6 protein-coding genes and 1 pseudogene are annotated in these 15,082 nt (G+C 69.7%); 4 read left to right on the top strand and 3 right to left on the bottom strand.

Annotation, left to right across the window (positions count from 1 at the left end; all coding sequences use genetic code 11):
* Nucleotides 1–7 precede the first annotated feature (7 nt).
* Nucleotides 8–2,479 carry a heavy metal translocating P-type ATPase gene (locus tag ITJ85_RS02435; protein ID WP_217914769.1) on the top strand — a complete coding sequence of 824 codons (2,472 nt, stop codon included), beginning with the start codon at nucleotides 8–10 and terminating at the stop codon, nucleotides 2,477–2,479.
* A gap of 385 nt (nucleotides 2,480–2,864) precedes the next feature.
* On the opposite strand, the gene ITJ85_RS02430 is transcribed toward ITJ85_RS02435, so the two are convergent.
* Both ITJ85_RS02430 and ITJ85_RS17585 read right to left on the bottom strand, forming a co-directional pair.
* Complete coding sequence (locus ITJ85_RS02430) at nucleotides 2,865–5,321, bottom strand: type I restriction-modification system subunit M (RefSeq protein WP_217914768.1); 2,457 nt, start codon at nucleotides 5,319–5,321, stop codon at nucleotides 2,865–2,867.
* Between the two features lie 338 nt (nucleotides 5,322–5,659).
* Nucleotides 5,660–5,947: an IS3 family transposase gene (locus tag ITJ85_RS17585; RefSeq protein ID WP_217914767.1), complete on the bottom strand. Its 288-nt coding sequence runs from the start codon at nucleotides 5,945–5,947 to the stop codon at nucleotides 5,660–5,662.
* A gap of 1,098 nt (nucleotides 5,948–7,045) precedes the next feature.
* On the opposite strand from ITJ85_RS17585, the pseudogene ITJ85_RS17485 reads away from it, so the two are divergent.
* A pseudogene (locus ITJ85_RS17485) lies at nucleotides 7,046–9,486 on the top strand (phosphoketolase family protein).
* A gap of 59 nt (nucleotides 9,487–9,545) precedes the next feature.
* Nucleotides 9,546–12,701 (top strand): HAD-IA family hydrolase, encoded by a 3,156-nt coding sequence (locus ITJ85_RS02415; RefSeq protein ID WP_217914766.1) that lies wholly within the window; start codon nucleotides 9,546–9,548, stop codon nucleotides 12,699–12,701.
* A gap of 95 nt (nucleotides 12,702–12,796) precedes the next feature.
* Here ITJ85_RS02415 and ITJ85_RS02410 read toward each other — a convergent pair whose 3' ends face one another.
* On the bottom strand, nucleotides 12,797–14,782 hold the full coding sequence (locus ITJ85_RS02410; protein WP_217914765.1) for a heavy metal translocating P-type ATPase: 1,986 nt from the start codon (nucleotides 14,780–14,782) through the stop codon (nucleotides 12,797–12,799).
* Between the two features lie 9 nt (nucleotides 14,783–14,791).
* Here ITJ85_RS02410 and ITJ85_RS02405 point away from each other — a divergent pair, with 9 nt between their 5' ends.
* Nucleotides 14,792–15,016 carry a hypothetical protein gene (locus tag ITJ85_RS02405; protein ID WP_217914764.1) on the top strand — a complete coding sequence of 75 codons (225 nt, stop codon included), beginning with the start codon at nucleotides 14,792–14,794 and terminating at the stop codon, nucleotides 15,014–15,016.
* The last annotated feature ends 66 nt before the right edge of the window (nucleotides 15,017–15,082 follow it).

Here is a 15,082-nt window from a genome sequence, read left to right as displayed (position 1 = left end):
GATCGTCATGTCCACAGACGGACGGCGGACGACCGCCGTGATCGAAGTGTCGGGGGTGCACTGGGCGACCGAGAAGGCGGTGGCCGAGTCGGTCCTGTCGCGGCGCACCGGCGTCATCTCGGTCGAGGCCAATCCGGTGGCGCAGACTGCCAACGTCGTCTTCGACCCCGACCTGACCTCGGTTGCGGAGCTCGCGGAGTGGGTGCGGGATTGCGGCTACCACTGCGCGGGCCAGTCGGTGCCGGCGCATGTCTGCGATCCCATGGGCGAGCCGACCGCGGTGAACGGCGGCGCGCCGGCGCCTGCTGGGAACGACATGCCGGCGATGGCCCACCACGACCACGCTCGGATCGGGCACGGACACGCCCCCGGGATGGCGCACACGGACGGCGGCCATGCCGGCCGGAGCCCGCAGGAAATCATGGGCCACGGCGGTCATCACGCCGGCATGTCGATGGACGCGATGGTCCGGGACATGCGCAACCGCTTCCTGGTCGCCGCGCTCCTGTCGATCCCCATCCTGCTCTGGTCGCCGATCGGCCGGGATGTCCTCGGCTTCGACGTCGCCGCGCCGTTCGGCTTGCGCGATGACGTGTTCTCGCTGCTGCTGTCGATCCCGGTGGTCTTCTACTCGGCGTGGATCTTCTTCGACGGCGCGTACCGCGCGCTTCGAGCACGCACGCTTGACATGATGGTCCTGGTCGCGGTGGCGGTCGGCGCGGGCTGGCTCTACAGCCTCGGGGTGACTCTCAGCGGGGGCGGTGAGGTGTTCTACGAGGCCGCCACGGTCCTCACGGCCTTCGTCCTGCTGGGGCACTGGTTCGAGATGCGCGCCAGGGGCGGCGCGAACGACGCGATCCGCACGCTGCTCGAGCTGTCGCCGCCCATGGCCCTCGTGATGCGGGACGGCGAGGCGGTCGAGGTGCCGACCGCCGAGGTGGCCGTCGGCGAGCTGCTGCTCATCCGTCCGGGCGCCAAGGTCCCCGTTGACGGACTGGTGGAGGAGGGCGAGTCCGAGATCGACGAGTCGCTCGTCACCGGCGAGAGCCTGCCCGTGGCGAAGGCGCCCGGCGACGAGGTGATCGGCGGGTCCGTCAACACGACGGGGACGCTGCGCGCGCGCGCGACGAAGGTCGGCGCCGACACCGCCCTCGCCCAGATCGTCGCCCTCGTGCAGGAGGCCCAGAACTCGAAGGCGCCCGGTCAACGACTCGCGGACCGGGCCGCCTTCTGGCTCGTCCTGGTCGCGCTCGTGGGCGGGACGGCCACGTTCCTCACCTGGCTGGCTGTCGGCGCGTCGGTGGAGGTCGCGCTGCTCTTCGCGATCACCGTGGTGGTGATCACCTGCCCCGACGCACTCGGCCTCGCGACGCCGACGGCGATCATGGTCGGCGCCGGGCTCGGCGCCAAGCGCGGAGTGCTGTTCAAGAACGCCACGGCCATCGAGACGTCCGCCAGGATCGACACGGTCGTCATGGACAAGACCGGCACCCTGACGAAGGGCGAGCCGGAGGTGACAGACGTCGCCACCGACGGCATCCCAGAGGACGAGCTGCTGGCCCTCGTCGCCGCGGTCGAGCGCGACTCGGAGCACCCGCTCGCCGCCGCGATCGTCCGCCGCGCAGAGGAGCGCGGGGTGCCCGTGCTCGAGGCGAGCGCGTTCCGGAACGTCCCCGGCCACGGCGCGGTCGCCGAGGTCGGCGGCCGCCGCATCGCCGTCGGCAACCGGCGGCTCATGGGACAGGAGGGCGTGGATCTCGGCTCGCTCGCCGGGCGCCGGGACGAGCTCGCCGCCGCCGGACGGACCGCAGTTCTGGTGGCGATCGACGGCCGCGCCGCGGCGGTGATCGCTCTGGCCGACGCGGCCCGTGAGACCGCGGCGGAGGCGGTCGCGGCGCTCCACGAGTCCGGCGTGCGGGTGGTGATGCTGACCGGCGACAATGAGGCCACCGCCCGGCGGATCGCGGACCAGCTCGGCATCGACACCGTGATCGCCGAGGTCCTCCCCGAGGACAAGTCGTCGAAGGTGGCTGAACTCCAGCGCGAGGGGAGGCGCGTCGCCATGGTCGGCGACGGCGTCAACGACGCCCCGGCGCTGGCTCAGGCGGACCTTGGCATCGCGATCGGCGCGGGAACCGACGTCGCCATCGAGACGGCCGACGTCGTGCTGATGCGCTCCGACCCCCTTGACGTCCCCGTCGCCCTGCAGATCGGCCGGGGCACCCTGCGCAAGATGCGCCAGAACCTCGGCTGGGCGATCGGGTACAACGCGATCGCGCTGCCGATCGCCGCGGGTGTCTTCGAGCCGTCACTGGACCTCGTCCTGCGGCCCGAGATCGCCGCACTCTCCATGTCGGGCTCCAGTTTCCTCGTCGCGTTCAACGCCCTGCTACTCAAGCGGCTGCGGCTTCCGCGCGCCGCCGACGAGGCGGAGCCGGCCCGGCACGCCGACCTATCGGAGCGGCCGGTCGAGGCGTGAGGCCCGCGCGGGCTCAACGGCACGGCGGCCCTGTTCCCCCGTTCCCGAGCGTAAGCGGCGGCCCCGCCGTCCGCCCCACCGGCCGTCGATGCAGCCGTGGTCGCTGACCTAGACGCTGTCGATAGGAGTTCGCGACCCGTAGCCCGCAGAGAGGAGCCTCCGGAGATCCGCCTGATGTTGCTCTTGGCCGTCCCCAGCTCGAAACCATGACCCACCCGTGGACTTGGCAGTTCCGCGCACGGGCGGCCGCAGCGACATCCTGGTGGGCGAACAGTCCTTGACGTCAGGCGCGCGACCTGACGAAGCCAGGGGCGGCGGAAGCCGCCGGCTAGGAGTTGTCCTTACTTACTGAGCGCGCGCGGTCATAGCGGGGCTGCCGTCGCTGCTATCCGCTTCCGGGTAACGGCAGAGAAAGCGAGACCTCCTCACGGAGGTTCGTGACCGCCAGCGCGAGGTCGTGCTGGCGCCTGCGGAGAGCGGCGGCGTTGTCCAGCAAACCCACTAGTTCTTCGAGCGCCGTAGCGCTCGCCGGAATCTCCACCGGGAAATCGACGAACAGCTCTTGCCGGAAGCGGTTGCGGCTTTGCTTGGTCGAACCCGTAGACTGCGCATCGACGCGTTCTAGATACTGCGGGCTGTTCAGCGCGTGGACAACGAAACGCGTTAGCAGCTCGCTCGTGTCACGCCTCTCCTCAGGTACAAACGTAGGGAACTCGCTAGACACGTGGGCGCCATCATGTTCGGGCGCCACCACTGCAAACGAACCTCGGTACGCGAAAAGGCGGTTATAGATGAGCTGCCCGGCCCGCACACGGTGCAGATATCGGCCCTTGATGGCGCTCCCGGGCTTCTCCTCGCGCAGGAATGTGCCGCCTCCCCACCAGCGGACGCCAAGGAGCCGGTAGACGGCGTCGCGCTCGACCCGTTCGCGGTCCCGAACCTCGTCGAACAGCTCACCAAGCAGGGTGGTACGCCAATCCACCCGGCTCGCCAGTTCGCTTAGTCTCTTGACGAGCGTGCTGTGCTCCGCCGCGACGTCTCTCAGGGCCTCCTCGACCTCGGCAGCGACGGCGGCGATGTCGCCGCCGGCCCGTCTCACCTCCGGTCGGTAGAACTTGGCATCGAGTCGGTCACCAATGGTGGTCACCCAGCTGTTGGCCCGCGGCTCACTCAGGGTGCCGTCACGCAGGAACGCTTCCCAGTCCAGCAGGATATCCGGCAGCTCGTTGCCGGCAATCGCCGCTCCGTTGGGGGCGTAGCCCGTGTTATTGGCCATGGCCATGAACACTGGGCCCTGGGCGCCGCCGTCGTGCTCTCCCTTCTTCTCAAAGAAAAGAATGCTCGTCTTGGCACGGGCGCCGTAGCCTTGGAACGTCTCGGCGTTGAGGCTCACGACGCCACGGATGCGCGCCCGTGTTCGCAGGTGCTCGCGGACGTATCGCATTGATGCGTTATCGAGAAGCCCATCCGCCACGACCATCGCCACTCGTCCGTCGGCCTTCACAAGGTCAAGCACGCGCTCAATAGCGAGGACCATGCGGTCCTGGGACGCTCTCCCGCCGCCGAGCTCGTAACGTCCGAGTGTGGCGCCAGAGGTCTCCGCTGAACCGAACGGCGGATTCGTCAGACAGACATCGAACTGGTCTTCCGTAATGACGTCCTCGACGTTGGCAAACCCATCATGGCGAAAGACGCCGGCACTGCCGTCGCCGTGGACCATCATGTTCATCTTGCAGGCCTGCGAGGCTCGCTCCAGCCAATCGGTCCCATAGAGGCACCGATTCGACAGCTCCAAACGCCAGCGGGCCTTCTCTTCGTCCGAGAACTCTTGGAGGCGAATCTTCTCTCCGACTACCTCGAACGCGTAGATAAGAAATCCGCCGGTGCCGCAGAACGGGTCAATGATGCGCTCGCCAATGCGCAGGTTCATGGCATCGACCATGAACTCGACCACGTTCCGCGGCGTGAAGTACTGCCCCAGGCCGCCCGTGAAGGTGTCGCTAAGGAAGTACTCGAACGCCTCGCCTTTGACATCGAACGCCGTCAGTGAAAGGTCGAAGTCCTCGAACAGCTCGACGATGCTCCGGATGGTGCGGTCCTGTAGGTCGATGGCGACCTCTGGGGGAAACAGGCCGGCATAGGCTGGGTCGCGTTTGGTCTCTTCAAATATCTGCCGGACGACGTTGATGCCGAGACGGTCGAGGGTGTCGTCGAATACCGCGGTCCGGAACCGGTTGGTGTTCGTGTTCTTCTTTTCCTCGTACAACTTGCAGAAGAGAACCTTCGACATTTCGTCGAAGGCCTTGACCGGGTCGAATCCCTCGTTGTTCCTGATGGCGTTGTGGCAGCGGCCAAGCAATGTCTTGAAGCTCTGAACGTCGTCAATGATGAAGAGCTCGTGGCGAGCCTCGATCCTGAGCGCCTCTTGCAGTTCTCGACTGATGACGAAATCGACAACGTCAGCGGTCAACTGGTCGCGGGTGGGCAGCTCGCTGAGCCGGTTCTTGTTCAGCGTCTGAAAGACCTGAACCTGGTGACCGTTCGTCAATACGACGAGCGGCGCGATGCGCGGCAGGAGGCGAGCGTAGGAGATGGCTTGCTCTCGGGCTCGTCGCGTCAGCGCCTCCGAGGGCGCTTTCGTCTCGCAGAGGACCAACGGCGCCTCATGCTGCGAGGAGGCGTACACCACAGCATCCGCGAAAATGGTCTTCCGCTTCCGACCCTCCTGAACCTCAATCGCCTGCTCAAAGCGGATGGAGGCAGTGTCGTAGCCCCGGGCCTGAAGAAGTGGCACGAGGAACTTGACCCGGACGTCTTCCTCGGTGTTGTACTCAGCAGCCACAGGCAGGTCCGGTAGTCGCCAGGGGTCCTCCCAGCAGGTGGGGCCTCAGGCTACCAACCGGGCCGGTCGGCCTCGGGGCCTTGCTGGCTCGGTTCCCGCTCGCGCGAACGCGCTCCGTCCGACCTCCGCACTGCAGTGAGGTTACGGAACCCTCGTGGTAGCAGGGACTTCCATTGCAGGAACGAGGTGATGGAGATGTCTAGGAATGCCCAGCCGGGTACGGCTGCCGCATCAGCGTCGTCCGCGGCCGGTCGCAGACCGGACGTCAAGCGGGCACTCGGTCAAGCGCGACGCCGCCACCTGTCGGCGCATGGACGTGAAGTCCGACGGCAGGCCCTTCAGCGGCGTGCGTCTGGAGCAGTAGTCCCTGCGCTGGCCCAGCAGTACCGAGGTGGGGCGCCGAGCCGCCGCAGCTCGGCGTGGATCCGCGGCGCGCCGTAGGTGCGGCGGGAGCGCTCGTGTACCTGGTCGATCAGCGCCGACAGCTCATGATGGCGACGGGCATGGGCCGAGTGCGGCCGGCGGGCCCGGTCGTAGCAGCCCGCGCGCGAGCAGCCGGCGGTCCGGCACAGTCGCTTGACGCAGTGGGCGGCGCGGTGGTCCGCGACGAACCGGAAGCGGCTCACCGGGTCGTCTTCCGCGCGAAATAGGCGGCGGCCTCTCGCAGGATCTCGCGCTCGAGCTTCAGCTCGTGGTTCTCCTTGCGCAGCCGCGCAGCTCCTCGCTCGGCTCGACGAGCGCTCCCGGCGCCGCCTCGCGGGCGAATCCCCGCCCGCTCGGCCCGCACCCGGCTGCCGAGCGCCTTCGGCGAGATGCCGAGCTCAGGAAGGAGTCCGAGATGGGGCGCGCCTCGCGGCCGAGCTCAACCGGGTAGTTCGCGAGGCCGTGCGGCTGGTGCTGCAGAACGACCACACCACGGCGGGGGGTTGCGGCCGAGTGGGCCGAATCCCACGTTCAGGTTTACGCGTCCGCCACGGCCACGACGAGGCCGTCGGCCAACTGGCCACCATACCGGGCTTGGCCGGCGCAAGTGACGGGATTCTTCCGCATGACCGGGTATGCCTTCCGCCTCGAGCAACCTGCGTACGAGACGGAGGCAGGCGCCCCGGCCGGTTCCTCGCGGTCGATCGCTAGGCTGCGCCTCAGTCTTGCCTCGTCCGTCACGGCGGACGTGGCGTCAGCATCGAGGTCCTCCATCTTGGCGATGACCTCGACGGACTCCTCGAGCTGGCGGCCGCTCGCTACGGCCTCGACGGCGAGGCGTTGAAGGCGGCGGCTGCTGCGGCGTCGATGCCGAGTGCCGGCCGCTCAATCAGGCGGGTCCACAGTCCTCGTTTCGAAGTCGTGAAGCACGACGCGACTCGCCCTTGATCCAGTCCGGCCGTCCGACATGGTGAGCACGGTGAACGCTCACGCACGGTTGCCGTCGCGGACGACGGGGTCGGATCGCAGCGATGCCGCTTGGCGGCGTTCGCGCCGGCCCGCCGAGCCGGCCGGCGGCCACCGCGCGATCGTGCGCCGAGGTAGCCACGCGCGGCAGCATCGCCGAGGCTAGGGGATCTCGATGCGTGGACACGCCAAGACAGCGGTCGCATCGCCGAACGCACTGAGCGGCATCACGCGGTCACCGTGCGGACCACCCGGTCCGCCGTCATGCTTCGTCGGCATCGCCCCTCCTGGGCGCAACTCCTGATCGCGCCCACTCCGCGAGCGAAAGGTTGGCCATGGATCACGACCAGCGCCCCACAGTAGCCCGTGATACGCCGCAGTCCCTGAGCGGTGAGGAGCTGGACACCATCGACGCGTGGTGGCGGGCGGCGAACTACCTGTCCGTCGGGCAGATCTACCTCATGGACAACCCGCTGCTGCGTGCGCCGCTGATGCCCGAGCACGTCAAGCCGCGACTGCTCGGCCACTGGGGCACGACGCCTGGACTGAACTTCATCTACGCGCATCTCAACCGCGCGATCATGGCGCGCGACCTGGACATGATGTACGTGATGGGGCCCGGTCACGGCGGACCCGGCCCCGTGGCGGCGGCGTGGCTGGAGGGGACCTACAGCGAGGTGTACGCCGACGTCCCACAGGACGAGGGCGGGATGCGCCGGCTGTTCACCCAGTTCTCCTTTCCGGGCGGCATCCCCAGCCACGTCGCCCCGGAGACGCCCGGATCGATCCACGAGGGCGGCGAGCTCGGCTACTCCTTGGCCCACGCCTACGGCGCGGCGTTCGACAACCCCGACCTGATCGTCGCTGCGGTGGTGGGCGATGGCGAAGCCGAGACCGGCCCGCTCGCCGCGAGCTGGCACTCGACGAAGTTCGTCGATCCCCGTCGCGACGGCGCCGTTCTTCCGATCCTGCACCTCAACGGCTACAAGATCGCCAGCCCGACGGTGCTCGCGCGCATAGAAGCCGACGAGCTGGACGGGTTGCTTCGCGGGTTCGGCCACACGCCCCGCTACGTGGAGGGCGACGATCCGGACCAGATGCACCGCGATTTCGCCGCCGCGCTCGACCGCTGCCTGGACGAGATCGCCGACATCCAGCGCCGCGCGCGAGCCGGCGGCGTCAGCGGGCGGCCCCGCTGGCCGATGCTGGTGCTGCGGTCACCGAAGGGCTGGACCGGGCCCGCCGAGGTCGATGGCCACCCGGTCGAGGGCTCCTGGCGATCACACCAGGTGCCGTTCGCCGACGCGCGCGCCGACGAGGGCCACCGCAAGGTGCTGGAGGGGTGGCTGCGCAGCTACCGCCCCGAGGAGCTCTTCGACGAGACGGGCGCCCCCGTGCCGGCCATCCGTGACCTGCACCCAGCCGGCGAGCGGCGCATGAGCGCCAATCCCCACGCGAACGGCGGCCGGGTGCTGCGGGACCTGCGCCTGCCCGACTTCAAGGACCACGCGGTCGCCGTCGAGGCGCCTGGCGCCGGGGCGGTGGAGTCGACGCGGGTGCTCGGCACGTTTCTCCGAGAAGTCATGGCGGAGAACATGACGGCCTTCCGGATGTTCGCCCCGGACGAGAACAACTCGAACCGGCTCGGCGCCGTCCTCGATGTCACGGATCGGACCTGGAACGCCGCAGCCGTCGAGTCGGACGACCACCTCAGCCCCGACGGGCGGGTGATGGAGATCCTGTCCGAGCACCTTTGTCAGGGCTGGCTCGAGGGCTACCTGCTCACCGGCCGGCATGGGCTCTTCTCGAGCTACGAAGCCTTCATCCACATCGTCGACTCGATGTTCAACCAGCACGCCAAGTGGCTGAAGGTGACCAACGACATCGAGTGGCGCCGACCGATTCCGTCGCTCAACTACCTGCTGACCTCGCACGTGTGGCGCCAGGATCACAACGGCTTCTCCCATCAGGACCCCGGGTTCATCGACCACGTCGTCAACAAGAAGGCCGAGGTCATCCGTGTCTACCTGCCGCCGGACGCCAACACGCTGCTGTCGGTGGTCGATCACTGCCTGCGCAGCCGCCAATACGTCAACGTCGTGGTGGCGGGCAAGCAGCCCCAGCTGCAGTACCTCGACATCGACGACGCCGTAGTTCACTGCACGAAGGGCATCGGAATCTGGGAGTGGGCGAGCACGGACGCCGGCGTCGAGCCCGACATCGTCATGGCGTGCGCCGGCGACGTGCCGACGATGGAGACCCTCGCCGCCGCCGAGCTCCTCCGGGGCTGGTTGCCCGACCTGCGCATCCGGATCGTGAACGTCGTCGACCTGATGCGCCTGCAAGACGACCGCGAGCATCCCCATGGCTTGTCCGACCGGGAGTTCGACGCCCTGTTCACCACCGACAGGCCCATCCTATTCGCCTACCACGGCTACCCGTGGCTGATCCACCGCCTCACCTACCGGCGGACCAACCACGCCAACCTGCACGTCCGCGGCTACGTGGAGGAGGGCACCACCACGACGCCCTTCGACATGTGCGTCCTCAACCGCATCGACCGGTTCAACCTCGCCATCGCCGTGCTCGAGAGGTCCCACGCCTGCACGGCCGGGCCGCGCACGCCCGCGAAGCGCTCAAGAACAGGCTCATCGAGCACCGCCAGTTCATCCGCGTCCACGGCGAGGACCTCCCGGAAATCCGGGACTGGCAGTGGACGCCGGCACGAGGTCCCCAGCTGCTCGGGCGGAATGAGCCCCTCGAGGAGCCGGTCTAGGGACGATTCTTCGCGTGCCCCTCCACGGAACTTCGCCACCCGGGCGTCCGGCGCCCGATATGCCGCGTCACGTCGAAACGGTCCGGCCGACCGGCGCCGTTCCGCCGTACGGCGCCGTCATCTTCGACATGGACGGCGTGGTCACTGGCACCGCGGCGACCCATGCGGCGGCTTGGGCCGCCGTGTTCAACGCGGTTCTGGACGACCCACGCGCCCAGGCCGCGTCGCGGACACCCTTCGATCCCCGCGAGGACTACCGGCGTTACATCGACGGCCGCTCGCTCGAGGACGGTGTCGCGGCCTTCCTAGCGGCGCGTGGCGCCCGGATGCCGCTGGGCGAGCCCGCCGATCCTCCCGGCGCCTGGACGGTGCACGGTCTGGCCGCCCGCGAGAACGAGCTGTTCCTCGAGCGGCTCGCCGAGCACGGCGTCCGTGTGTTTTCGGGCACGGTCGACCTCATCCGGCGGCTTCGCGCCGGCGGCGTGCCGGCCGGGCTCGTGACCGCGAGCCGGGACGCCGACCGGTTGCTCTCCGCGGCCGAGGTCCGCGATCTGTTCGACGTAGTGATCGACGGAACCACGGCGGCCGACCTCGGTCTGGCCGGCAAGCCGGTCCCGGCCATGTTCCTCGAGGCGGCACGCCGTCTGGGCGTCGAGCCGTCCCGCGTGGCCGTCATCGAGGACTCGACCTCCGGCGTGACGGCCGCGGATGCCGGCCGGTTCGGGCTCGTGGTCGGCATCGACCGCGACGGTCAGCGCGACGCGCTCGAGGCGGCGGGAGCCGATGTCGTCGTCAACGACGTCGCCCTGCTCGACTTGGGGTTGCTGCGCACCGACCCCTGGGTGCTCGCGTACGCCGGCCTCGATCCCGCCCACGAGGGCCACCGCGAGGCCCTGACGACGGTCGGCAACGGCTACCTCGGGACCCGCGGCGCGGCTCCGGAACGCTTCGCCGACGACGTCCACTACCCCGGCACCTACCTCGCCGGCGTCTACAACCGGCTGACGAGCACGGTGGCCGGCCGCCAGGTCGAGGACGAGCATCTCGTCAACGCGCCCGACTGGCTGTATCTCGATGTGCGGCTCGGTGATGGCGGCTGGTGGTCGAGTGGCGCTCTCGCTCTCGTCGCGGAGCGCCGCGAGCTGGACATGCGCCGCGGCCTCCTGACCCGGACCGGGGTCCTCACCGACGAGGCCGGGCGCCGCCTTCAGCTGACTCAACGGCGACTGGTGTCAATGGACCGCCCGCACGTGGCGGCGCTCGAGACGACGTTGGCCGCCGACGGCTGGACCGGCACCGTCACGGTCCGCTCCGGGGTGGACGCCGGCGTGGCGAACTCGAACGTCGCCGAGTACGCCGCCCTCGCCGATCGACATCTGACCGGCGTCTCCGGCCGGACGGCGGGCCCGGACACGCTGATCGTGGAGGCGGAGACGTCCCAGAGCCGCGTGCGGATCGCCACCGCCGTGCGCACAACGATCAGCGGCGCGACGGACAGGACGATCGCGGAGGAAGATGACCTCCGCTTCGCTCAGGAGTGCAGCGTGAACCTCGCCGACGGCGAGCCGATGGTGGTCGACAAGACGGTCGCCATCGTGACCTCGCGCGACGCAGCGATCGCCGGACCGGCCGCGGGAGCCCTCTCGGCGCTCGGCGACATCGACGGTGGCCTGGCGGCGCTGCTACCGGGGCACGAGCGGGCGTGGAAGCGGCTGTGGGAGCGATTCGGCATCACGCTCGACGCCGAGCACGACGTGCAACTGACGCTCAACCTGCACCTGTACCACCTCCTGACGACGCTCTCGCCTCACACCGCCGGCCTCGACGCCGGCGTGCCCGCCCGCGGGCTCCACGGTGAGGGGTACCGGGGTCACGTCTTCTGGGATGAGCTGTTCGTGCTGCCCGTGGTCGGCGCGCATCTCCCCGAGGTCGCCCGCGCCCTGATCGAATACCGGTGGCGACGGCTGCCGGCCGCCCGGCGTGCGGCGCGCCGCCTGGCGCTGGCAGGAGCCATGTTCCCCTGGCAGAGCGGCAGCGACGGCCGGGAGGAGACACCGGAGCAGCTGTTCAACCTGCGTTCGGAGCGGTGGATGCCCGACAATTCACGACGCCAGCGGCACGTCGGGCTCGCCGTCGCGTACAACGCGTGGCAGCACTTCCAGGCGACCGACGACGTCGCCTGGCTCGCCGAACGGGGCGGTGAGCTGATCATCGAGGTGGCCCGCCTGTTCGCGTCGCTCGCCCGCTACGACAGTGGCGACGGCCGTTTCCATATCGAAGGCGTGATGGGCCCCGACGAGTACCACGATGGCTACCCGGCGACGCCGGGGAGCGGCCTACGAGACAACGCGTACACCAACGTGCTCACCGCCTGGGTCTGCGAGCGCGCCCTCGACACGCTCGCGATGCTCTCCGGTCACGCGGCGGAGGAGTTCGTCGGCCGGCTCGCGATCGCGCCCGCCGAGACGGCGACATGGGACGGCCTCAGCCGACGGCTCGCGGTGCCCATCCACGAGGACGGCGTGATCAGCCAGTTCGAGGGCTACGAACGACTCGAGGAGTTCGACTGGGCCAGCTACCGGACCAGGTACGGGAACATCGGCCGCCTGGATCTCATCCTCGAAGCCGAGGGCGACATGACCAACCGCTACAAGTTGGCGAAGCAGGCGGATGTGCTGATGCTGATCTACCTGCTGGGGCCCGAACAGCTCATGGCTCAACTCGATCGTCTCGGCTATGCAGTCACCCGCAAGGCGCTGCAGCGGACCGTTGACTACTACCTGGCGCGCACAGCACACGGCTCCACACTCAGCCGGGTCGTGCACGCGTCCGTGTTGGCGCGGTTCGACCAATCGCGAGCGTGGGATCTGTTCCGCGATGCGCTCGTGGCCGACCTCGACGACACCCAGGGGGGCACCACCGCTGAGGGCATCCACCTCGGCGCGATGGCCGGAACGATCGACATCGTGACGCGCTCATTCGCAGGCATGACGCTCCACGGCAACCGCATCGGCTTCGCCCCCCGGCTCCCGGACGGCCTGCGCCACGTGCAGTTCCAGATCCACCACCGAGGCCACCGCGTCCGCGTGTCGCTCGACCGCAGCCGGCTCCGGCTCACGGCCGCGCCCAGCGCCACCGCCCTTGAGCTCGAGGCCGGTCTCGCCGGCAGGTGGTGGCTACTTCCCGCCGGCGAGACGCTCGAGCTCCCGCTCTGAGCCGCAGCGCCCCGGAGCCGCCGCCCGTTCGCCTCGGGCGTGGACGACCGAGGCGACGGGCGGGCGTGCCGCGCGGGCGGGCATGCCTGCCCGGGTCACGTCGCCGGCACGGGCTCCGGCCGCGCCGGGGGGGCGTCTTCGATCGGCGCGGGTCGCAGATCGACGCGGCGAAGGAGCTGGGCGTTCAGGGCGACGACGATCGTCGAGACGCTCATCAGGATCGCCGCGACGGCGGGGGGCATCGAGACGCCGGCCCACTCGAGGGCGCCGGCGGCGATCGGGATCGCCACGATGTTGTACCCGGCCGCCCACCACAGGTTCTGGAGGCTCTTGCGGTACGCGGCCGCGGAGAGCCTGATGGCGCTCACCACCGCGCGCGGGTCTGAGCTCCCGAGGATCAGGCCGGCGGACTCGATCGCGACGTCGGTACCGGCGCCGATCGCGATGCCCACATCGGCGCTCGCCAGTGCCGGCGCGTCGTTGACGCCGTCGCCCACCATCGCGACGCTCAGCCCCCGGGCCTGGAGTTCGGCGACCTTGGCGGCCTTGTCCTCCGGCAGCACTTCCGCGAACACCTCGTCCAGGCCCAGGTCGGCGCCGACCGCGTCGGCCACCTGGCGGGCGTCCCCGGTGATCATGACGACCCGGCGCCCCATCGCCTGGAGTTCGGCGACCGCGGCCCGCGCCTCGGGGCGGACCTCGTCCTCGAGCGCGAGCCCCCCGATGATGTCGCGGCCGCGCACGAGGTACAGCACCGCCGCCCCCCGGTCCTTCCAGCCCTGCGACCACGCGTCGAGCTCCGCCGGTTCGTCCAGGGAGCGCTCGCGCAGCAGGGCGGGCCCACCCACGGCATACGGGACGCCGTCGATGTCGGCCTCGACCCCGCGGCCGGTGATCGAGCGGAACTCCGCGGCCGCCGCTACCGGGCCGCGCTCGCGAGCGGCGTCGACGATCGCGCGGGCGAGCGGGTGCTCGCTGTCGGACTCGACACCGCCCGCCAGGCGCAGCACCTCGTCCTCATCGATGCCGGCGCCGGCGACGCCGACGACGAGGTGCTCGCCCTTCGTCAGGGTTCCGGTCTTGTCGAACAGGATGGCGTCCACCGTGCGGCTCTGCTCGAGCGCGAGGCGGTCCTTCACCAGGATGCCGTTGCTCGCCGCGCGCGCCGAGGAGATCGAGGTCGTCAACGGGATCGCCAGGCCGAGCGCGTGGGGGCACGAGATCACGAGCACGGTGACCACCCGCACGACCGCGTCGTCGGCGTCGCCGACCGCCAGCCACACGACGGCGGCGATCACCGCGGCGGCCATGGCGACGTAGAACAGCAGCGCGGCGGCGCGGTCGGCCAGCACCTGGGCGCGGGACTTGGACTCCTGGGCCTGCGCCACCAGCCGCTGGATGCCGGCGAGCGTGGTTTCCTCGCCGATCGCCTCGACGCGCACGCGGATCGCCGAATCGGTCGAGACCGTCCCGGCGACCACCCGGTCGCCGGCCGCCTTGGCGACCGGCTTGGACTCGCCGGTGATCATCGACTCGTCGAGCTCCGCGGCGCCGTCGACGATTTCGCCGTCGGCGGGCACGCGGGCTCCGCTGCGCACCAGGACGACGTCGCCGACGCGGAGCTGGTCGAGGGCGACGGTCTCTACCTCGCCGTCCGGGCCGATCCGCTCGGCCTCGTCGGGCAGCATGGCGGCGAGCGCGGCGAGCGCGTCCTGGGCCTGGCCGAGCGCCTTCATCTCCTGCCAGTGCCCCAGCAGCATGATCGTGACCAGCAGGGCCAGCTCCCACCAGAAGTCGAGGTCGAACAGGTCCAGCGAGGTGGCCATGGAGGCGATGTACGCGACGCTGATCGCCATGGCGATCAGCAGCATCATCCCTGGCTGGCGCTCCTTGGCCTCGCGCCAGCCGCCCTCGAGGAAGGGCCAGCCGCCCCACCAGAAGATCACCGAGCCGAGCACCGGGCCGATCAGGTCGATGCCGGCGAAGTCCCACTCGTAGCCGAACCAGTCCATGACCATGTGGCTGGTGAAGACGACCGGGATGCTGAGCAGCAGGCTCCACCAGAACCTGCGACGGAACATCGCCACGTCATGACCTGCGTGCTTTCCGTGCCCGCCGTGACCGGAGTCGTCGGCACCCTCCGAGCGGCCGTGCCCGCTGCGATCCGCTACGGCCACCCCGCCCGCCTGATGGCGCGCGCCCTCGTGACCCCCGTCCTCTGCATGACCGGCGTGGTGGGCGTCATCGCCTGTCACGGCGTCCTCCTCGGCTCGTTGGCATCGGCAGCGGGATGCGTTCGCGATCGTCACTGTTGACGCTCCTCGAACACTCCGGCCTCTCGCCTGGTTGCGTTCCTGCTGGCCCTCATCCACCGTACCTGT

This window comes from Miltoncostaea marina (assembly GCF_018141525.1).
GTDB classification, from domain to species: domain Bacteria; phylum Actinomycetota; class Thermoleophilia; order Miltoncostaeales; family Miltoncostaeaceae; genus Miltoncostaea; species Miltoncostaea marina.
The sequence above is the reverse complement of the archived record's forward strand: the minus strand, read 5'-3'. Positions and strand labels throughout refer to the sequence as shown.

Bases quoted from the DNA above. Each gene is read 5' to 3' on its own strand.
- ITJ85_RS02435 (WP_217914769.1), top strand. From the start codon at position 8: ATGTCCACAGACGGACGGCGGACGACCGCCGTGATCGAAGTGTCGGGG.
- ITJ85_RS02415 (WP_217914766.1), top strand. From the start codon at position 9,546: ATGCCGCGTCACGTCGAAACGGTCCGGCCGACCGGCGCCGTTCCGCCG.
- ITJ85_RS02410 (WP_217914765.1), bottom strand. From the start codon at position 14,782: ATGTTCCGTCGCAGGTTCTGGTGGAGCCTGCTGCTCAGCATCCCGGTC.
- ITJ85_RS02405 (WP_217914764.1), top strand. From the start codon at position 14,792: ATGACCTGCGTGCTTTCCGTGCCCGCCGTGACCGGAGTCGTCGGCACC.